The following is a 19,010-nucleotide window of genomic DNA, read 5'->3' on the forward strand; positions in this document are numbered from 1 at the left end:
GGGTTTAATCTTCTTTTCTCCGGCGTTACCCGGTATCGATCGGTCTCTCTTCATCGCCTTTCACCAGCAGTATCTCGAAACGGCAGTGGTCGAATCCCATCGAGTAGCACCGGGTCTCGACCGCCGTCGCCGGTCGCCCATAGTGGCGGGAGAAGAGCGCCCGGAGGACGCCGGAGTCGAACGCACATGAGGGCTTCCCGGTTACGGGCAGGTCGATGCACTCAAAGCAGTCGTAGACGAGGAGCGTGAGCGGTTCCGTCCCGGCGACTTCGACCCGCCCTAGCTGGTGCTCGTCCCAGAACCGGGCGATATTCGCGCAGAACTGCCCGGTCTCCAGAGCGGCCACTGCCGGGTAGAGTTCCTCCCCGACCCGCTCGCCGGCACGGGTGAGGAGCGGGTCGAGCAGGATTCCTTCCCGCATGAGCGAGACCCGGACCGTCCGGAAGGCCAGCTTGTAGAACACAAAGGGGTCGCCCGACCCGGCCCGGTACGCCCCCGCGTAGGCGGCGAGTGCATCGGCTACCCGGTCCTCGGGCGTGACGATTGCGACGAGTTCACCGGTGAGGAAGAAGATCTTCCGCCTCGCATCCTCCGGATCGACCCGGGACCCGATCACGCCTGCCGCCGTGAGGTCCTGGAGGTGTACCGAGACCGTTGATTTTGCCCGCCCGGCGAGGGTGACGATCTCGTCGAACGTGTACTCGTGCTCCCGGAGTGCTGCCAGGATCGCACGCCGCACTGGGTTCTCGATCGCCCGCGTCCCATCCGGGGTCGAATACAGGTCTATCTCCATATTCGCCCTGGGCCGGCTGGTTTTCCCTCCGCCGGCCATCCCCTGCTCCATAGACTAAGATCGAAAGGGTGATATATCAAATGTTCGGATATAGTAGAATGTTCGTATATTTGCGAATTACATGAGGAATGTGTATGATGGCTACGAAACTTGCCCCCGGCGTCCACTGGGTCGGGGCGATCGACTGGAATCTCCGGGAGTACCATGGCTACACCCTCCCCGGAACGACCTACAACGCCTACCTGGTTCAGGGTGAGAAGACGGCGCTCATCGACGGCGCTTACCACGGGTTTGAAGGGGAGGTTCTCGGCCGCATCAGGTCCGTCTGCGACCCCGGCACGATCGATTACATCATCGTGAACCACATCGAGATGGACCACTCCGGCACCCTGCCCGCGTTCGTAGAAAAGATGCCCGATCTCCCGATCTACTGCACGGAACGAGCTCGCGCCGGCCTTGCCCGCCACTACGACACGACGGGCTGGAAGATCAACGTCGTTAAGACCGGCGATACCCTCGACCTCGGGGGAAAGACGCTCACCTTCCTTGAGGCGCCGATGCTCCACTGGCCCGACTCGATGTTCACCTATCTCGCTGAGGACGCTATCCTCTTCTCGAACGACGCCTTCGGCCAGCATCTCGCAAGCGCCGCCCGGTTCGACGATCAGCTCGGGAAGGATGCAGCGCTTGCCCACGCGCAGAAGTTCTTTGCGAACCTGATCATCCCTCTCGCGCCGAAGGTCCTGAAGAAACTCGATGAGGTCGGGGGGCTCGGGATCGATATCAGGATGATCGCGCCGAGCCACGGTATCATCTGGCGGTCCTACCCCGGGGATATCCTCAAGGCCTACACCGACTGGAGCCGGGGCGTATCGAAGAACAAGGTCACGATCGTCTATGATACGATGCACGGCTCGACCACGATGATGGCCTCTGCGATCGCCGAGGGTGTCATGGCCGAAGGTGCCGACGTCCGGGTCTGCCTCCTCCGGGACGGCCGCTACGAGGGGACGCACCGGAGCGACGTCGTCACGGAGGTGCTCGACTCGAAGGCGGTCATCGTCGGGTCGCCGACGCTTCAGGACGAGGTCCTCCCTACGGTGGCCGGGTTCCTCAGTTACCTCCGCGGGTTACGGCCGGGTCGCCTTACGGAGAAGAAGATCGGGTGCGCGTTCGGGTCCCACGGTGGCATGGGCGGTGCGGTCGCGCAGGCGGAAGAAGCCCTGAAGGCGGCCGGGATCGAGGTGATCGACGGCGGTTTCCACGTGAACTACCGCCCGGACGGCGACGAGCTTAGCCGGGCGTATGAACTCGGGCGGAAGGTGGCGCGGGAGATCCGCGGCCGCTGATCTCGTCCTGCATCCTCCGAATCCAGGTATGCACCCAGTGTGTGAATCGCCGGGTGCCCAATACGCCAGACAGATCGTCCAATATCCCCGGGACGTTACCCGGGGTCCATACTCTTTTTCGCCCTTTTTCGCCGGTGCAGCAGACACGCGCCTTGCTCTCGGGCGGGAGAATACTCCGGGAAAAGGTGTAACCGTGATGAACAGCATCTCCCTGCCGTGGCGTCGTACCCGCGGAGTGGTCAGCCGGGAGTGGAGTGGGCATGAGAAGCCGGCGCTGGATCGCGCTCTCGCTTCTCGTCAGCGGCGCGGTCCTCGCAGTCCTGCTCGCGGCGACCTTCACCCCCGAGACCCGGGCCTATCTTGGCGAGGTCAGCATCGCCGCCCTTCTCCTCGCTGTCGGGCTCCGGGCCGGGGCAATCCTCTGCCGGGTGGCGCGGATCCGGGTCCTCTGCGGCGGCCTTGGCTACACCGTCCCGTTCCGGAGCATCATGGTCGCCCAGCTCCTCTCGCTCTTCGCCGGCTCGATCACCCCCGGCCAGGTGGGCGGCGAGCCCGTCCGGATCCACCGGCTCTCGCGCTCGGGGCTCGCCGTCGGGGACGCTGTCGCTGTCGTGGTCACGGAGCGGGTGCTGGACCTCGCCGTCTTCGTCGTTCTCACCCTGGCAGCCCTGCTCGCCGTCCGGCACCTCTGGAGTTACCTTGCCGCCACGGTCCTCTACCCGGTGGCGGCCTTCCTGCTCCTTGTCCTCGTCCTCCTGCTCGCGCTTGCCATCTTCGTCCGCCGCCCGTCGCTCACAAAAAGGGTAGCGGTCGGCGTCGCCGCCCGGGTGCTCGACCGGTGCGACCGGAGCCGACGCTGGCTTCGGTTCTGTCCGGGCTCTGAGGGTGCGAAGACCCTTACGGAGCGGATCGGCCGCGAGATCGAGACCTTTACGACAGGTTCCTCCCGGTTTGCACGAGCCGGCCGTCGGGCTCTCGGCGGCGCGCTCCTCATCGCCGCCCTCGAGTGGATCCTCTACTTCTCCGTGGCATCGGCCCTGCTCGTCGCGCTCGGGCTACCGCTGTCCTTTCCGGAGTCGCTCCTCTTCCAGGGGGTCCTCCAGATGGTCGCGACCATCCCGCTCATCCCCGGTTCGGCCGGGATCGCCGAGATCGGCGCTGCCACGCTCTATCACCGGATCGTGCCCACCTATCTCCTCGGGCTCTATGTCGTCCTCTGGCGGCTGATCCTCTACTATCTCAACATCCCCCTCGGCCTCCTTGCGGGGGCTCTTGCCGCGAGGGAGGGGGCCGATTCCCGGCGCACTGAAAACCTATAACCCTTATGAGACCAAAATTATCATTCAGCGCGAAAATGACCGAATTTTTCCCGTTCATCAGACTATCGGAGAGCCTCCGAATCCCCGGCGGGGGAAGATCATGATCAGCGATACCGATATGTACGCCCTCTCGATCATCACCGAGAACAGGGCTGGCGTGTTGCGCGATGTGGCCACGGTGATGGCGAATTATCAGGCTAACATCCAGATGATCCAGCAGTCGATCATCACTACCGGCCCAAACACCGGGAAGGCCTACCTTTACTTCGAGTTCGAAGAGTGCGGGAACCACGGCGAACTCATCGCCGACCTATCAAGGGTGTCGTCGGTCGTCGAGGTCACGTTCTACCCGCCGTTCTCCCGGATATTCGGGTCACGGGTGATCATCATCGGCGGCGGCGCGCAGGTGGCGCAGGTAGCGATGGGTGCCGTGAACGAGGCGGACCGCCACAACATCCGCGGCGAGCGGATATCGGTGGATACGATCCCCCTCGTCGGGGAGCAGACCCTGGCCCTCGCCGTGGACGCGGTGGCCCGGCTCCCCCGGGCATCGATCCTGGTGCTTGCCGGGTCGCTGATGGGCGGCGAGGTCTCACGGGCCGTAGAAAGGGTCCGGGCGGCGGGCATCCCGGTGATCGCCCTCAAGATGGCCGGGAGCGTTCCTGCGCATGCCGACCTGGTCGTGACCGACCCCATCCAGGCCGGTGTCTTTGCTGTGATGCACGTCAGCGGCAAGGGCGTCTTCGATATCAACCGCGTGCGTGGACGTGAGTTCTGATGGATCCCATCGATATGGCCGTTAAGGTGCTCTCGCGAGATGGGCTCGTTGTCTACCCCACCGAGACGGTCTATGGCCTCGGGGCGGACGCCCTCTCCGAGGATGCGGTGATGCGGGTATATGAAGCCAAGAATCGGCCGGTCAGTAAACCGATATCGGTCGCGGTCTCGGATATGGATATGCTTGCCGCCATTGCGGTGGTCGACGAGGCCGCACGTGCCTTCATCGAGCGGTTCCTGCCCGGTCCGGTGACGGTTATCCTCCCGGCGAAGTCCTGTCTGCCGGATATCCTCACCGGCGGCACCGGTCTCATCGGGATCCGGTGGCCCGCAAACGAGGTCGCGATCGCGATCATTGAGCGGCTGGATGCGCCGATCACGGCTACGAGCGCGAACATCTCCGACGACATCCCGCCGGTCCGGCCCGAGGAGGTCTCGGTCCCGAACGACTATGTCGTCGACGGGGGGGAACTCCCCGGGACGCCGAGCACGGTGGTGGACCTGACCACCCGGCGCATCCTGCGGAAGGGTGTGGAATGGGAAGCGGTGCAAGCGTTCCTGGAGACCCTGCAGCCATGACTGCCATACGGCTCCGTGACTTCATCGAGGACCGCGAGGGCTGCATCTACGCGGTCTCGAACTACGACAACGCCGACCGGATCGGGTGCATCCTCCGTTACGTCCCCGATACGGACGGGGAGCGGACGGACCTCTCGGGCCGGCGGTACCGGAAGTACGACTTTGCCGAGGCGTTTGCCTGGGTCCGGGAGCATAAGCCGGAGTATCTCGACTCGGTCCACCGGGTGCCCGTCGCCGATGTCGCCCGGGTCTACAAGCCGGAGGAGGAGATCGGCCGGGTTGCGGCCCGAAACCCCCGGGTGGCGAGGCTCCTCTCCCGCCTTGACCTCCCGGCCGGCTCGTTCGGGTGCACGGGCTCGCTCCTCTGCGGCCTGGAGAACGCTGCCTCCGATATCGACCTGGTGGTCTACGGCGACGCCTGGTTTGGCGCCCAGCGCCGGCTCCGGCACCTGGTGGAGGCCGGGGAGATCCCGGGGATGAGCACCGCGATGTGGCGGAAGGTCTACGAGAAACGGGTGCCGGAGATCTCGTTTGACACCTTCGTCCTGCACGAGCAGCGGAAGTGGAACCGGGGTGAGTTCGAGGGGACGTATTTCGACCTCCTCTACACCCGTGCGTATGGGAACCTGGACGCGGTCCCGGCCGGGAAGGGGACGGTCCTCGGCCGGGCGACGATCGAGGCGACGGTCACCGACGCCTCCCTCTCCTTCGACAGCCCGGCGGTCTACGCCGTCGACCACGACGAGATCTCCCGGGTCCTCTCCTTCACCCACACCTACTCGGGGCAGGCGCTGGCCGGCGAGGTGATCGAGGCCCGGGGCGTCGTCGAGGCGCACGGCGACGAACGGTGGCTGATCGTCGGGACGACCCGCGAGGCGAAGGGCGAGTACATCGTCTCGAAGACGCTGCTCGAGAGTCCTTAGAAGAGGTCGGAGAGCCGCCGCGGGCCGGCCATGCACCGCTCGAAGTGAGGGCAGCCGTCGCAGGGGGCCCGGATGGGCCGCGGGGGGAGGTCGCCTGCAATCACCCGTTTTGCGGCCCGGATCGCCCTGACCATCTCCCGCCGGTCGCGCGGCTGGGGCTCGACGAACCGGCAGACACCGTTTGCGACGTATTCGACGTAGCCGCCGGCGACGGGGCGGCCGAGGGTCTCGGTGAGGCATGCGGTGTAGCAGGCGACCCGGAGGCGGTCGGTGCCGTAGGCCCCGGCCTTCGGGGCGGCGCTCGACCGGGTGACGGCGAAGGTGTTGTCGGGAAAGACCTTGTCGACGCGGCCCCTGATACCGAGCCGGTCGGACTCGACGGCGAGGTCGGTCTGGACCGGTGTCTGCCAGGCGGTCTCGCGACAGGCGGCGATGCACTCATCGAAGAAGTCCCGGGTCTCCGGCGGGGCGTCGGGGAGGATGCAGAGGATCTCCTGCCAGACCGATTCCGGTTCGAGGAGTTCCCCGAGGTGCGCGGAGACCTGTTTACAGACGGTGTAGCGGGGCGACTCTTCGTGCTCCTCCGCCCGCTCGAAGTAGTAGCGCCGGGGGCAGATGTGGCAGGCGACGACGCCGGAGACCGGGATGTAGTCAGTCATGCGCGGGGAGTCTCGTTTGAGAAGACGTATGCCGTCCCGCTATATAGCGAGATATGCTCTGCGCCCGGTTACCCGGAGTGGTATGCCCCGGGCCGGCGGGGATGCGGCCGGGACGAACGCTTATGCCGGAGCGGGACAGAGATGAGTGGTATGGCTAACCGCGAGATATCGGTCAACATCCCCGGCGACCTCGACCCGGTCTACTCGAACCGCATCCAGATCGCCTACAAGGAGGACGAGTTCACGTTCCTCTTCCTGCACGAGATCCCCGGTACGAATCAGGCGCGAGCGAAGGCGATCGTCTCGATCAGTCCCCGGCACGCGAAGAACCTGGTCGAGGTGCTCGCGAAGAGCGTCGCCGACTACGAGCAGAAGTTCGGCAAGATCGCCGCCGCGGAGGCCGCCCCGCACCAGGAGGGCAACGTCACCATCCGGGGTTACTCCTGACCCGTGGGGCCCCGGCAGGTGATACCTTTTTAATTCTGGAGGTACAATCTTTTAAGGCAGTCGCCGCTGTGGCTTAGCGGTATAGCGGCTGATTCGTAATCAGCAGGTCGGGGGTTCAAGTCCCCCCAGCGGCTTCTTTTCGTCGGCTTCGATGTTCTTCTGTGATATCTTTCTGGCTATCCCCGGCCGCGGTCTCCCGGAGCGTGAACCGGAACGCCGCTCCCTCTTCCGGGTGGCCCGGCACCCGGTCTTTGGCCCAGATACGGCCGTGGTAGCGCTCCACCAGGATCTGCACCAGGTAGAGCCCGAGTCCCTCCCCGACACCCCGTTTCTTCTGCACGTACCGGTGGAAGACCACCTGCTTGTCTTCGTCCGGGATACCGGGTCCGGTATCCTCGACGGATACCAGCACTTCGCCGTCCTGCTCCTCGACCCGGACAGTGATCTCGACCCCGGGGCCGCCGTGCCTGACGGCGTTGCCGATGAGGTTTGAAAAGACCTCCGGGAGGAGATCGTCCGCACAGACCCGGCAGCAGGATCCGTCATACTGGATGGGGGTATCGGGAAACTGCCCGATCTCCCTCCGGATCACCGTATCGAGGTCGACCGGCGCGAGCCCGGAGGGTGCCTGGTGGATCCGGCGGATGGTGGAGACGGTCCTCAGGATCTCGATGCTCTTTGCGATGCTGCGCTTCAGTTTCTCCGCGTAGCCGGCAGCCTCCCCGTCCAGGGTCTCGACAAGCAGTTCGGCATACAGGTTCGAGACGTTCTCAGTGTTCCGGATATCGTGCGTCAGGATGTCCAGGTAGAGGTTCGCCTCCCGGTGCGACGCCTCCAGCTGCTGGTGGAGCCGGTCCAGTTCCTCGGTGCGGCGCTGGAGTGCCTCTTCCGCTCTTCGCCGTTCCCGGACCTCGGCCGTCCTTGAGGCGAGGAGTTTCTGCTGGTTGCGGAAGACGAAGAACGCGGCGAATACGGCGAGCACGGTGGTGAACGCGACTGTGGTGATGTGCGTCTCCATGAGGGTGATGTTCGGGTAGAAGAACGTCTTTGCTAACTGGAATACGGTCATCAGCAGGAGCGTGATGACGGCGACCTTTCCGAGCGCAAAAAGCATGCTGGCGGACCTGGATTCCTTGCTCACGGTTCTCCCCCGGAGAAAAGATGTATCTTCGTAAGGATCGTCTCGTCGTGACAGCGCGCTACCGGCACCGGTGTATGCGTGGACATGGTCTGTGGATGCACTCTCCGACGCCCTTGAGCGACCGGGTGGGCCCCGGATCTGCACCCACCATGAATGATGCACCACGCTTTCGATAAAAATATTTCCGGCATCCTCGGAGATGGACTCCGGCAGGCTCCACTGCCGGAAGCGTCCTCTCACGTCTTCACGGCATACATCAGGTGAACCGTGCCCTGCTCCATCGGCACGGCTTTGCGGAGTTCCAGCAGCACCCGTCCGTCGACCCCGCCGAAGAGTCTCTTCTCCCCCTCGCCGGCGATGACCGGATAGACGATCAGGCTGAGCGTGCCCGCAATCCCTTCCCCGATCAGGACGTTATTCAACTCAGGGCCGGAATCGGAGATCACCCGCGAGACCCCGAACCGCTCACCGAGTTCCCGTATGGCCCCCCGGAGGTCCACCCGGCTCCTGCCGCACCGGATGAACGGGTACTCCCGCTCGCGGAGGTAGTCGAGGTACTCCTCCGGCGTCGTCTCCGAGACGAGGACGACGACGTCTTTTGTGTGCTCCATCTTCCGGTAGAAGTGGAGCAGGCCCTTGAGCACGCCCCTGCTGTCGACGATGACGCAGATGGGGCGGCGGTCGGCCGGCCGCACTTCGGGCCGGTGCCGGTCGGCCTCTGTCTCGGGCTCGTTGATGTCCAGAAAAAGTTCGATCCCGGTCTTTGCCGTGGTCGAACCCGCGAGGACCGCTTCCGGCTCGAAGGCGAGCAGGGCGCCGTAGTGGAGGCCGAGGTCGATCTCAAAGCCCCTGATCGCGTGGTCCAGGCTCACGCTGTTGTGGATGATGACTTCCGGGTGCATGCGGGAAGGATACGTCTGTTTCGGATATAATCTGCGCGGATCCGCGCTCTCCCCCGCCGATACAGAAAGCCCTATCCCCTCTCCCGGCCGAGAACTCTTCACTGGAGGATATCATGGAGATCCCGCAGAGCATTGCAGATCGGATGGCCCGGAGCGTGGCCGATCGTGAATCGCTCCTCTCGCCCCGTGCGACCCGGAACGCCGACTACCTCCGGAGGTCCGGCCACAGGCCCGAGGAGCCGGTGATCCGGCCGCCGTTCTCCCGCGACGCCGACCGGATCATCCATTCGAAGGCTTACTCGCGCTACATCGACAAGACCCAGGTCTTCTACCTGGTCGAGAACGACCACATCACCCACCGCGTCCTCCACGTCCAGCTCGTCTCAAAGATCGGTAGGACGATCGGCCGGGCTCTCGGCCTGAACGAGGACCTGATCGAGGCGATCGCCCTCGGCCACGACATCGGCCACGTGCCCTACGGCCACCTCGGGGAGGAGATCCTCGACGACCTTTGCCGGGAGCAGAAGATCGGGGGGTTCCGGCACAACGTTCAGAGCGTCCGGTTCCTCGACGACGTCGAGGACTGCGACCTCACGCTCCAGGTGCTGGACGGGATCCTCTGCCACAACGGCGAGACCCACGCGCAGAGCCTCATGGTCGAGGGGGATGCCGATTGGGATGCATTTCGGGAGAAACTGCGGCGTATCGAGGGCGGGGGCGACGCCCTCCCCCTCACCGTCGAGGGGTGCGTCGTGCGGATCGCCGACAGCATCTCCTACCTCGGTCGCGACCTTGCGGACGCTCTCGAAGTCGAGGTGATCGGCGATGACGACCTCGCAGCGTACCCGGAGAACTGCATGGCCTTCTTTCAGATCCCCGGGAGGGAGAAGGGGGCATTTGGGGATATCAACCGGACGGTGCTTGATGTCCTCATCAAGGACATCGTCGCGAACAGCTACGACACCGACTGCATCACCCTCTCCGCGGAGGCGTCGGCGTGCGTGGAGACCTTCAAGGGGTTCAACATGCGCCACATCTACCAGAATCCAAGGCTCCTCGCGAACCGGGAGAAGATCCGGTATATGTTCCGGTACCTCTTCGACCACGTCCTTCAGGATATCACGGAAGAGCGAGAGGCTTCACCGGTCTATACCGACCTGATCCGGGCGCCGTGGGTCTCCCGGGATTATACCGGCACGCCGGCGGAGGTCGCGAGGGACTTCATCGCCGGGATGACGGACCGCTACTTCGAGCAGGTCTTCCGGCGGAGCATCCTCCCGGAGCGGGTCCGGTCGCGGTACCGGGGATGAGGAGCCTTTGCGGGAGTTTTGGGCGGCCGTGAGCGAAGGCCGTTGTTTCGGCCGGTAGCTGACGGGATAGTCCATCCGTCGAAATCTACTTCGTGCAGAATCGTCAGATCATGAAGGAATGAACTGCTGCCGGCGTAGAGAGAGCGTGGTACCATTCTGACGAACGGGAGATGCCCGGCCGTCCTGGTCCACGGATGGCGGAGCCACCCCGGCATCTGGAACCGCCTCACCCCGGGGCTCCGGGAGGCCGCGGTGCCCGTCTGGAGTTTCGACCACACCGCGCTGCAGAACGAAGGGACGGAGACGATCGCCGTCGCGCTCCGGGACTACATCCACGCACGGCGGGAGGAGACCGGCTACGGCGGCCCGGTCGACGTCGTCTGCCACTCGATGGGGACCTGCATCGCCCGCTACCTCCTCGAAGTCATCGACGGCAACAGACGAGAAGAGCAGGTCCGGCTCCTGGTCGGGATCGGCCCCCCGAACAACGGCTCCGCCATGGCCGAGCTCTTCAACGACCCCGAACGGGGCCCGGAGGTGATCCGGCGGCTCGCCGGGGTTTTCGTGCCGGAGGGTTACGACCCCGGGGAGGATACCATCGTCCAGGAGTTCCGCCCCCGGAGCCGAACTGTTGCGGCGCTCCGGGCCGCCGGGACCCGCGACGACATCGACTACCGGATCGTCCTCGGCGCGAACCTCACCGGGACCCCGGCGTTCTTCCCGGTCTTCGGGGGCCGGACCTGGGAGATCGCCCCCGACGGGGAGTGGCGGGCGACCTATGCCGGCGACGGCATCGTCCCCCACATCGACTCCTACCTCCCCGGGGCCCGGATGGATGTGGTCCCGGCAGACCCCGGGAACCTGGCCCGGGACCCGGAGCACTACTGCCACATCCGGCTGCCGAGGAACCCCGAGGTCGTCACCCGCGTCAGGGACTACCTCCTCACCGCCTCTGCAGGGCCCGCCGGGCAGACTCCGCCCAGCCTTTGATCGCCCGCTCCAGGTCCTCCCCGGCCTTCCGTGCCGCCTGCTCGATCTGCTCGTGCCCTTCCGGTGTCCCGAGCAGGCGGTGCCCCGCATTCATCACGTCGTTCGCCGCCTTCCTGACCGACCGGGATGCCTCGTGGAGCTGCGCTTCGACGGTAGGCGCGGTCTCTGATCTTGGTTCGGGTTCTGCTCCGGCTTCGGGCTCAATTTTCACCGCCGGCTCGGGTTCTGCCTCCGTTACGGGGGGAGGAGCCAGGACCCAGCGCCCGTTCTCGTAGTGGCCGTTTGTCTCGTTCATATGTGTGGGTACCTGTTTGTCCGGGATACTATCAGATTTTACCCCGGACACCGGTTTTACCACCACTTCGGGGGTGAGATCCGCGACCCAGCGCCCGTGTGCGTAGTGACCGTTCATCTCGCTCATGAACGTGGTGTATGTCCACCCTGGATAAAAATCTGGCTCTTTTGTATCAGCGCTTCCGCCCCTCGACCTCTTCGAGCTATTTCTCCTCATTATAATGGGCATGGTGCGATTGCTGCCCTTGAGGGCCGCTGTTCTCCAGAAGTCCTCGGATGGCACCGGTGTACCCGGACCCACCATAGACTGCCGGGGTTGCTGCAATTCTTGCCCCGGAGACAGGTCTCCGGCATCCCTGCGCCGCTACTTCTCCCCGGGGCGGGTTGGCGGTGGCACAATCCGAAGATATAAATATTCACAATTGTTATCTAGTACTGGTCGGATTAACAATTGTTAATTTCGCGCCATGCCGAGGTGGCGGAACGGCTACGCGGTTGACTGCAGATCAACTCCATCCCGGTTCGACTCCGGGCCTCGGCTCTCTGTGAGGTCTTATCCATGAAAGAACAGGTAAAGAAGACGTTTGAAGCGCTCTTTGCGCTCGAGGATATCCGGGAAGTCCTGCGGGAGGCACTCCCGACCGGCCCGGACCCCGATGAAGAGCGAGCCATCCGGGAGGGCGTCGCCCGGGTCCGTACCATCCTCGACGACCTGGAGGCGGGGAGAGGCTCCCCGGCGGTCACGAAGATCGCAGGCACCCTCGATATCCGCGACCGGGAGGAGGCATACATCAATATTCAGCCGATCCAGGCCGCCGGTCGCCTGACCCCCGAGGCCAGAAAGGCTCTCATTGCCTACGGCGACGGCTACTCCACCTGCGACGCCTGCCGGAAGCCTTTCCGGCTCGACAAGATCACCAAACCCCCCATCGCGGCGTTCCACGAGGATCTCGCGAAGTTCCTGAACATGGACGTGGTCCGGGTCGTCCCCGGCGCCCGCCGTGGGTTCCAGGCGGTCGCCTCAACGCTCGTCGAGCCAGGCGACCCGGTCATCGTCTCGTCTCTCGCCCACTATACTGAGTTCCTGGCCGTCGAAGGGGCGGGCGGTGTAGTGAAGGAGGTCCCGCTCTCGAAAGGGAACCTCGTCACCCCTGATGCCGTCGCCGCAAAGATCGAGGACGTCCGGCGCGAGACGGGGCGGAATCCGGCGCTCGTCATGATCGACCACGTCGACTACCAGTTCGGGAACCTCCACGACGTCGCCGGCATCGCGAAGGTCGCCCACCAGTACGGCATCCCCTTCCTCCTCAACGGTGCCTACACCGTCGGCACCATGCCCGTCGACGGAAAGGCGCTCGGGGCCGATTTCGTCGTCGGGTCCGGGCACAAGAGCATGGCCTCCCCGGCTCCTTCCGGGGTCCTCGCTGCTACCGCTGAGTGGGGACCAAGGGTCTTCCGGACCACGGCGATGACCGGGGACCTCACTCACCGGAAGTTCGGGGTCAAGGAGGTGGAGATGCTCGGGTGCACCCTGATGGGGGCAACCCTCATGGCCATGATCGCCTCGTTCCCGACCGTCCGGGAGCGTACCCTCCGCTGGGACGAGGAGTTGAAGAAGTCCAACCACTTCATCGACGGCCTCCTCGCCATCGAGGGGACGAAGGTCCTCTCCGAGTACCCCAGGAAGCACACCCTCACCAAAGTGGACACCACCGGGTCCTTCGATACGGTCGCGGCGACCCACAAGCGGCGGGGCTTCTTCCTCTCCGACGAGCTCTCAGGGCGTGGGATCGCCGGGGAGTTCGCCGGCGCCACCCGGACCTGGAAACTGAACACCTTCGGCCTCTCCTGGAAGAAGATCCGCTACCTGACGGAGGCTTTCCAGGAGATCGCCGCAAAATACGATCTGAACGTCAGGAAAGAATCAACATGAGCACGCACCACTACCGGCCGGGCACGCTCGCCCTCCACGCCGGGCAGTCGCCCGATCCGGCGACGGGAGCCCGGGCCGTACCGATCTACCAGACGACCTCCTACGTCTTCCGCGACACGGAACACGCGGCGAACCTCTTTGCGCTCAAAGAGCCGGGAAACATTTACACACGGCTGATGAACCCCACCACCGACGTCTTCGAGCAGAGGATGGCCGCGATCGAGGGAGGAACCGCGGCGGTGGGGGTCGCGTCGGGGATGGCGGCGATCTCAAGCGCCCTCCTTGCGGTCACGCGGCCGGGCGACGAGATCGTCGCCGCCGACAACCTCTACGGCGGGACCTACGAGCTCTTCAACTACACCTTCCCGAAACTGGGACGGCAGGTCATCTTCGTCGACTCGACCGACCCGGAGGCGTTCTCGGCGGCGGTGACGGAGAAGACCCGGGCGGTCTACGCCGAGTCGATCGGGAACCCGAAGCTGGACGTCCCTGACTTTGCGGCCATCGCGGCGATCGCCCACGACGCCGGGGTGCCGTTCGTCGTCGACAACACCGCAGCGGTCGGTCTCGTCCGCCCCATCGACCACGGCGCCGACATCGTCGTCCTCTCGGCCACCAAGTTCGTCGGGGGTCACGGCACCTCGATCGGCGGGGTGATCGTCGACTCCGGCAACTTCGCCTGGGACAACGGAAAGTTCCCCGGCTTCACCGAGCCCGACCCCTCCTACCACGGGCTCCGGTACTGGGAGACGTTCGGCAATTTCCCGGGGATCGGGAACGTCGCCCTCGCCTACAAGGTCCGGCTTGAGGTCCTCCGGGACATGGGCGCGTGCCTCTCGCCGATGAACGCCTTCCTCCTCCTGCTGGGGCTCGAGACCCTTCACCTCCGGATGGAGCGGCACTCGGAGAACGCCCTGGCGGTCGCCCGGTTCCTCCGGGACCACCCGAAGGTCGCCTGGGTGAACTACCCCGGCCTCCCCGATCACCCGGCCCACGCCCTCGCCCGGAACTACCTTTCCGGCGGGTTCGGCGCCCTGGTCGGGTTCGGGGTGAAAGGGGGGTGCGAAGCGAGCAAGAAGGTGATCGAGCGGCTCCGGCTCTTCTCGCACCTGGCAAACATCGGCGACGCGAAGAGCCTGGTCATCCACCCGGCGAGCACCACCCACCAGCAGCTGACGCCGGCCGAGCAGGAGTCGTGTGGGGTGACCCCCGACTTCATACGCCTCTCCGTCGGGATAGAGGACGTCAGAGATATCATCGAGGACCTCGACCAGGCGCTCGGGGATGCGTAATATGCCCGGATCGGTCGGCACCGTCAGGACGGAGTACGTCACCTTCCCCGAACCCCTCACCCTCGAGAGCGGTGCGGTCCTCGCGCCGGTGACGGTCGCCTACGAGACCTACGGTCGGCTGAACCGGGAGAAGAGCAACGCGATCCTGATCTGCCATGCTCTCTCCGGCGACGCCCATGCGGCAGGCTACCACGACGGCGAGACCCGGGCAGGATGGTGGGACGGCGTCGTCGGGCCCGGCAAGGCCTTCGACACCGACCGCTACTTTGTCGTCTGCTCAAACGTCATCGGCGGCTGCAAGGGTTCGACCGGGCCCGCCTTCGTCAACCCCGCGACCGGCCGGCCCTATGCCCTCACCTTCCCGGTGATCACCGTGAAGGACATGGTCCGGGCGCAGAAACGGCTGATCGAACACCTCGGGATCGATTGCCTCGCTGCGGTGGCCGGCGGTTCGATGGGAGGCATGCAGGCGCTCTGCTGGGCGGTTACCTACCCGGAAGCGGTCCGGAAGGTGATCGCCATCGCCACGACCGCACGCTCGACCGCCCAGCAGATCGCCTTCAACGAGGTCGGGCGGCAGGCGATCACGACCGATCCTGCATGGGCAGGAGGGGACTACCCGGCCGCCCGTCCCCCGGTGCAGGGGCTTAGCCTCGCACGGATGATCGGGCACATCACCTACCTCTCCGATGGGGCGATGCGCGAGAAGTTCGGGCGGAACCTGCAGGACCGCAGCAGCGTCGGCTACGGCTTCTCCACCGAGTTCCAGGTGGAGAGTTACCTCCACCACCAGGGCGACACCTTCACCCGGCGGTTCGACGCCAACTCTTACCTCTACATCACCCGGGCGCTCGACTACTTCGACCTCGCCGTGGACGACTCGCTTGCCGCCGGATTTGCCGGGGCGAAGGCCTCGTTCCTGGTCGTCTCGGTCTCTTCGGACTGGCTCTACCCGCCCTACCAGTCCGAGGAGATCGCGAACGCCCTGGCCGCTAACGGGGTCGACGTCCAGTACTGTGAGATCCGGTCGAACTACGGCCACGACGCCTTCCTCCTCGAAGACGGGCAGATGAACTACCTCATCGGCGCGTTCCTCGACCACCTGCTCGTCCGGGACGTCATGGAGGCGGGTGTTCCGACCATCGCCGAGGAGGCATCCATCCACGACGCCGCACGGGTCATGATCGAGAACGCCGTCAACCACCTCCCCGTCCTCGCCGGGAAGGGCGCCCTCGCCGGGATCGTCACCTCCTGGGACATCGCGAAAGCGGTCGCCTGCGGTTACGGGAGCCTCGACGAGATCATGTCCCGCTCGGTCGTCACCGCCGCGCCGGACGAACCGGTCACGGAGGCTGCGCGGCGGATGGAGGAGCGCTTGATATCGGCCCTCCCCGTCGTCGACGCCGACCGGCGGGTGATCGGCCTGATATCGAGCGACGCCATCAGCACGCTGATAGGACGATGCGCATGACGACGGATGTACAGGACGAGAAGCAGGCCCTCCTGGTCTTCGGGTGCCCGGAGGTCCCGGTGCAGGCGGCGATCGGTCTCTACCTCGCAGGCAGGCTCGGTGAAGACGGCTACGACGTGCTCAGTGCCGGGAACCCCTCGGTTCTCGGGCTTCTCCGCGTCTCGGACATACAGAAGCACTACATCGGAAAGACGATCGACCTCGACCGCTGTATCGGGGAGCTGGCGGAGAAGAAACGGGACGCATCTCTCTGCGTGATCTTCGCCCATAACGATGCCGGCATCTCGTATGCGGCCTCGATGCGCTACCTCCTCCCGGAGGCACGCCTCGTCGTCATCGTATTCGGCCGGAACGCCGAAGAACTCGCAGGAGGGGTCGACTTCCCCTGTGAGAAGATTGTGGAGAAGGCGGTCCACAATCCGGGAAAACTGAGGAAAGGTATCGACGGGGTCTTCGGATGGCGTGCATAGACGAACTCGACCCGGAGGTCCTCCTCCGGGGTGCCTCTTTTGCGGAGTGCCGCGCTCTGACGGAGAAGCGCTGCCGCGAGGTCTACTACGTCGACCCGGGGTACGCGATCTTCGATACGCACATCATCGGGGTCCCGCCGATCGCCGTCGGGGTTGAGGAGGATGCCTTCATCGTTCTCCCCTACACCAAGCCCTGCTACGGGACGTTCCTGATCCGGGTGCCGGGGGGCGAGGAGATCGAACGGCTCAGGCGGAAGGGGAGACGGAGACCATGACCGATCCGGACCGGGTCTGGCTGGTGCGCTACTCCGAGGTCTTCCTCAAGTCGGAGCCCGTCCGCCGGAGATGGGAGCAGACGCTTATCCGGAACATCAAGAGGGTGCTTCCGGCGGCGGAACCCCTGCGTGAGCGCGGGAGGATCTGGCTCAGGGGGGAGATCGATCAGGAAGTACTCAAGAATGTCTTCGGGATCGTCTCGTTCTCGCTCTGCGACATCGTGCCGCTCGACGATCTCCCGGCAGGCATTCTCGGGTTCTGCGAGCGCCGCGGCATCGGGGACGCCGCGACCTTCGCCCTCCGGGTCCGGCGCGTGGGGAAGCATCCCTTCACCTCCCGGGATCTCGCCCAACGGCTCGGAGACCTGATCCGGGCGGAGTACCCGCACCTTTCGGTCGACCTCGACCATCCCGGGCGGGAGATCTTCGTCGAGATCCGCGACGGGACCTGCTACCTCTTCGACCAGAAGATCCCGGCCGTCGGCGGCATCCCGCTCGGCGTCGAGGGGACGCTCGTCGCGCTCGTCTCCGGCGGGATCGACTCCCCGGTCGCGGCCTACCTGATGATGAAGCGCGGGTGCCGGATCGTCCCGCTCTACATCGGGCTCGAAGGTTACCTTGACGAGACGAACCTCGCCCGGACGAAGGCCACGGTCGAGGCCCTCCGCCACTACCAGCCGGATATCGAACTCCTGGCCATCGAGGACGGCTACCTCGCCCGGGCACGGGGGATGCTCGAAGAGCGGGGAGAGGAGCGCTATACCTGCCTCCTATGCAAGCGGAGGATGTACCGGATCGCCGCCGAAGTCTCCCGGCAGGTGGGGGCGAAGGGGTTCGTCACCGGCGAGTCGATGGGCCAGGTCGCGTCGCAGACCCTCGACAACCTGATGGTGCTCACCGATGCGGCGACGATCCCGGTCTACCGGCCGCTGATCGCGTTCGATAAGGAGGACGTCGTCCGGCTCGCCCGCGGGATCGGGACGTTCGATGCGTCGATCACCCCTGCCTGCGGGTGCGGGGCGGTGCCGGCGCGGCCCTCCACTGCCGCGAGGATCGAGACGGTTCGTGCACTCGAAGAAGCGGTGGGAAACGCTGAAGACGTAGGAGCGCTTGCAGGTCTGAAAGATGCGTGAGTGAGAGAAGGAGACTGATCCAGATGGGACGGATATACCATGACATCACCTGGACGATTGGGAACACCCCGCTCGTCCGGCTGAATCGGGTGACGGAAGGCTCCCGGGCGACGGTCCTCGCCAAGGTGGAGTCGTTCAACCCGATGGGAAGCGTGAAAGACCGGATAGGAGTCGCAATGATCGACGAGGCCGAGCGGACCGGCGAGATTCGGGAGGGGACGACGGTCGTCGAGGCGACGAGCGGTAACACCGGGATTGCACTTGCATTCGTCTGCGCGGCCCGCGGCTACCGGCTCAAGCTCGTGATGCCCGAGACGATGAGCGTGGAACGGCGCAAACTCCTCGCGGCGCTGGGCGCCGAGGTGATTCTCACGCCCGGAGCCGGGGGTATGACGGGGGCGGTCGATCGTGCCGCCCGGATCGCCGCCGAGAGCCCGAACACCTACTTCGTGCCCCGGCAGTTCGAGAACCCGGCGAACCCCGCCGTCCACCGCCGGACGACGGCCGAGGAGATCTGGCGGGACACCGACGGGACCGTCGATGCCGTCGTCGCCGGTGTCGGAACGGGGGGGACGATCACCGGGATCGCCGAGGTTATCAAGGCGCGAAGACCCTCTTTTGCGGCGATCGCCGTCGAACCGGCGGAGTCCCCCGTCCTCTCCGGCGGGGCGGCCGGATCGCACCGTATCCAGGGGATCGGGGCCGGGTTCGTGCCGGGGGTGCTCAAGACCGATCTCATCGACGAGGTACTCCAGGTCACCTCCGCGGACGCCTTTGCGATGAGCCGCCTGCTTGCCCGGAAGGAGGGTATCCTCGCCGGGATCTCGTCCGGGGCGGCGGTCCACGCGGCCCGCGAGGTCTCCCGCCGGCCGGAGTTCGAGGGGAAGACGATCGTCGCGATCCTCCCCGACACCGGCGAGCGGTATCTCTCGACCGATCTCTTTGAAGGGTGA

At 65.3% G+C, this 19,010-nt stretch carries 20 protein-coding genes and 2 tRNA genes; 17 read left to right on the forward strand and 5 right to left on the reverse strand.

All coding sequences use genetic code 11. The features are described from left to right. Positions 1-25: 25 nt before the first annotated feature. The gene (locus V6K60_RS11015; RefSeq protein WP_332450573.1) at positions 26-793 is read right to left on the reverse strand and encodes a V4R domain-containing protein; all 768 of its coding nucleotides are present in this window, start codon (positions 791-793) and stop codon (positions 26-28) included. 134 nt (positions 794-927) lie between these two features. On the opposite strand from V6K60_RS11015, the gene V6K60_RS11020 reads away from it, so the two are divergent. The 5 genes from V6K60_RS11020 (at position 928) to V6K60_RS11040 (ending at position 5,740) form a co-directional block, all read left to right on the forward strand. Beyond that, entirely contained in the window at positions 928-2,142 is a 1,215-nt protein-coding gene (locus V6K60_RS11020; RefSeq protein WP_332450574.1) for an FprA family A-type flavoprotein, read from the forward strand. Positions 2,143-2,402: 260 nt separating this feature from the next. Further along, positions 2,403-3,461, forward strand: a complete 1,059-nt coding sequence (locus V6K60_RS11025; RefSeq protein WP_332450575.1) for a lysylphosphatidylglycerol synthase transmembrane domain-containing protein — start codon at positions 2,403-2,405, stop codon at positions 3,459-3,461. 100 nt (positions 3,462-3,561) lie between these two features. After that, positions 3,562-4,239: a DUF5612 domain-containing protein gene (locus V6K60_RS11030; protein ID WP_332450576.1), complete on the forward strand. Its 678-nt coding sequence runs from the start codon at positions 3,562-3,564 to the stop codon at positions 4,237-4,239. Next, complete coding sequence (locus tag V6K60_RS11035; protein WP_332450577.1) at positions 4,239-4,817, forward strand: L-threonylcarbamoyladenylate synthase; 579 nt, start codon at positions 4,239-4,241, stop codon at positions 4,815-4,817. The genes V6K60_RS11030 and V6K60_RS11035 overlap by 1 nt, the downstream gene beginning before the upstream one ends. Continuing rightward, entirely contained in the window at positions 4,814-5,740 is a 927-nt protein-coding gene (locus V6K60_RS11040) for a DNA polymerase subunit beta (protein ID WP_332450578.1), read from the forward strand. Before V6K60_RS11035 ends, V6K60_RS11040 begins: the two co-directional genes overlap by 4 nt. Here V6K60_RS11040 and V6K60_RS11045 read toward each other — a convergent pair. Then, positions 5,737-6,399 carry a CRISPR-associated protein Cas4 gene (locus V6K60_RS11045; protein ID WP_332450579.1) on the reverse strand — a complete coding sequence of 221 codons (663 nt, stop codon included), beginning with the start codon at positions 6,397-6,399 and terminating at the stop codon, positions 5,737-5,739. The genes V6K60_RS11040 and V6K60_RS11045 overlap by 4 nt on opposite strands. Before the next feature lie 150 nt (positions 6,400-6,549). Between V6K60_RS11045 and V6K60_RS11050 the strand changes: the two genes are divergently transcribed. Further along, positions 6,550-6,846: a DUF3467 domain-containing protein gene (locus tag V6K60_RS11050; RefSeq protein ID WP_332450580.1), complete on the forward strand. Its 297-nt coding sequence runs from the start codon at positions 6,550-6,552 to the stop codon at positions 6,844-6,846. Positions 6,847-6,908: 62 nt separating this feature from the next. Continuing rightward, positions 6,909-6,980 (forward strand) — tRNA-Thr (locus V6K60_RS11055). Here V6K60_RS11055 and V6K60_RS11060 read toward each other — a convergent pair. Together V6K60_RS11060 and V6K60_RS11065 are read right to left on the reverse strand one after the other, a co-directional pair. Continuing rightward, positions 6,962-7,987, reverse strand: a complete 1,026-nt coding sequence (locus V6K60_RS11060) for a sensor histidine kinase (protein WP_332450581.1) — start codon at positions 7,985-7,987, stop codon at positions 6,962-6,964. The two genes, V6K60_RS11055 and V6K60_RS11060, sit on opposite strands and share 19 nt — an antisense overlap. A gap of 236 nt (positions 7,988-8,223) precedes the next feature. Continuing rightward, entirely contained in the window at positions 8,224-8,889 is a 666-nt protein-coding gene (locus V6K60_RS11065) for a dihydrofolate reductase family protein (protein WP_332450582.1), read from the reverse strand. Positions 8,890-9,002: 113 nt separating this feature from the next. On the opposite strand from V6K60_RS11065, the gene V6K60_RS11070 reads away from it, so the two are divergent. Both V6K60_RS11070 and V6K60_RS11075 read left to right on the forward strand, forming a co-directional pair. Further along, entirely contained in the window at positions 9,003-10,199 is a 1,197-nt protein-coding gene (locus tag V6K60_RS11070; RefSeq protein WP_332450583.1) for a deoxyguanosinetriphosphate triphosphohydrolase family protein, read from the forward strand. A 183-nt stretch (positions 10,200-10,382) separates the two neighbouring features. Continuing rightward, positions 10,383-11,189 carry a lipase family alpha/beta hydrolase gene (locus V6K60_RS11075; RefSeq protein ID WP_332450622.1) on the forward strand — a complete coding sequence of 269 codons (807 nt, stop codon included), beginning with the start codon at positions 10,383-10,385 and terminating at the stop codon, positions 11,187-11,189. Here V6K60_RS11075 and V6K60_RS11080 read toward each other — a convergent pair. Beyond that, positions 11,143-11,484, reverse strand: a complete 342-nt coding sequence (locus V6K60_RS11080; RefSeq protein ID WP_332450584.1) for a hypothetical protein — start codon at positions 11,482-11,484, stop codon at positions 11,143-11,145. The two genes, V6K60_RS11075 and V6K60_RS11080, sit on opposite strands and share 47 nt — an antisense overlap. A gap of 468 nt (positions 11,485-11,952) precedes the next feature. On the opposite strand from V6K60_RS11080, the gene V6K60_RS11085 reads away from it, so the two are divergent. The 8 genes from V6K60_RS11085 to cysK all read left to right on the forward strand — a co-directional run bounded on the left by V6K60_RS11085 (position 11,953) and on the right by cysK (position 19,010). Then, positions 11,953-12,024: transfer RNA gene (locus V6K60_RS11085), tRNA-Cys, on the forward strand. Between the two features lie 18 nt (positions 12,025-12,042). Continuing rightward, positions 12,043-13,416 (forward strand): O-phospho-L-seryl-tRNA:Cys-tRNA synthase, encoded by a 1,374-nt coding sequence (gene pscS / locus V6K60_RS11090; protein WP_332450585.1) that lies wholly within the window; start codon positions 12,043-12,045, stop codon positions 13,414-13,416. Continuing rightward, complete coding sequence (locus tag V6K60_RS11095; protein WP_332450586.1) at positions 13,413-14,708, forward strand: O-acetylhomoserine aminocarboxypropyltransferase/cysteine synthase family protein; 1,296 nt, start codon at positions 13,413-13,415, stop codon at positions 14,706-14,708. The genes pscS and V6K60_RS11095 overlap by 4 nt, the downstream gene beginning before the upstream one ends. Position 14,709: 1 nt before the next feature. Next, positions 14,710-16,179 carry a homoserine O-acetyltransferase MetX gene (metX, locus tag V6K60_RS11100; protein ID WP_332450587.1) on the forward strand — a complete coding sequence of 490 codons (1,470 nt, stop codon included), beginning with the start codon at positions 14,710-14,712 and terminating at the stop codon, positions 16,177-16,179. Beyond that, positions 16,176-16,649: a DUF1890 domain-containing protein gene (locus tag V6K60_RS11105; protein ID WP_332450588.1), complete on the forward strand. Its 474-nt coding sequence runs from the start codon at positions 16,176-16,178 to the stop codon at positions 16,647-16,649. The genes metX and V6K60_RS11105 overlap by 4 nt, the downstream gene beginning before the upstream one ends. Further along, entirely contained in the window at positions 16,637-16,924 is a 288-nt protein-coding gene (locus V6K60_RS11110) for a DUF1894 domain-containing protein (protein WP_332450589.1), read from the forward strand. Before V6K60_RS11105 ends, V6K60_RS11110 begins: the two co-directional genes overlap by 13 nt. Then, positions 16,921-18,057 (forward strand): tRNA uracil 4-sulfurtransferase ThiI, encoded by a 1,137-nt coding sequence (gene thiI / locus V6K60_RS11115; protein WP_332450590.1) that lies wholly within the window; start codon positions 16,921-16,923, stop codon positions 18,055-18,057. The genes V6K60_RS11110 and thiI overlap by 4 nt, the downstream gene beginning before the upstream one ends. 23 nt (positions 18,058-18,080) lie before the next feature. Further along, positions 18,081-19,010 carry a cysteine synthase A gene (gene cysK, locus V6K60_RS11120; protein WP_332450591.1) on the forward strand — a complete coding sequence of 310 codons (930 nt, stop codon included), beginning with the start codon at positions 18,081-18,083 and terminating at the stop codon, positions 19,008-19,010.

The sequence above is a fragment of the Methanoculleus sp. genome (genome assembly GCF_036677455.1).
Taxonomy (GTDB): domain Archaea; phylum Halobacteriota; class Methanomicrobia; order Methanomicrobiales; family Methanoculleaceae; genus Methanoculleus.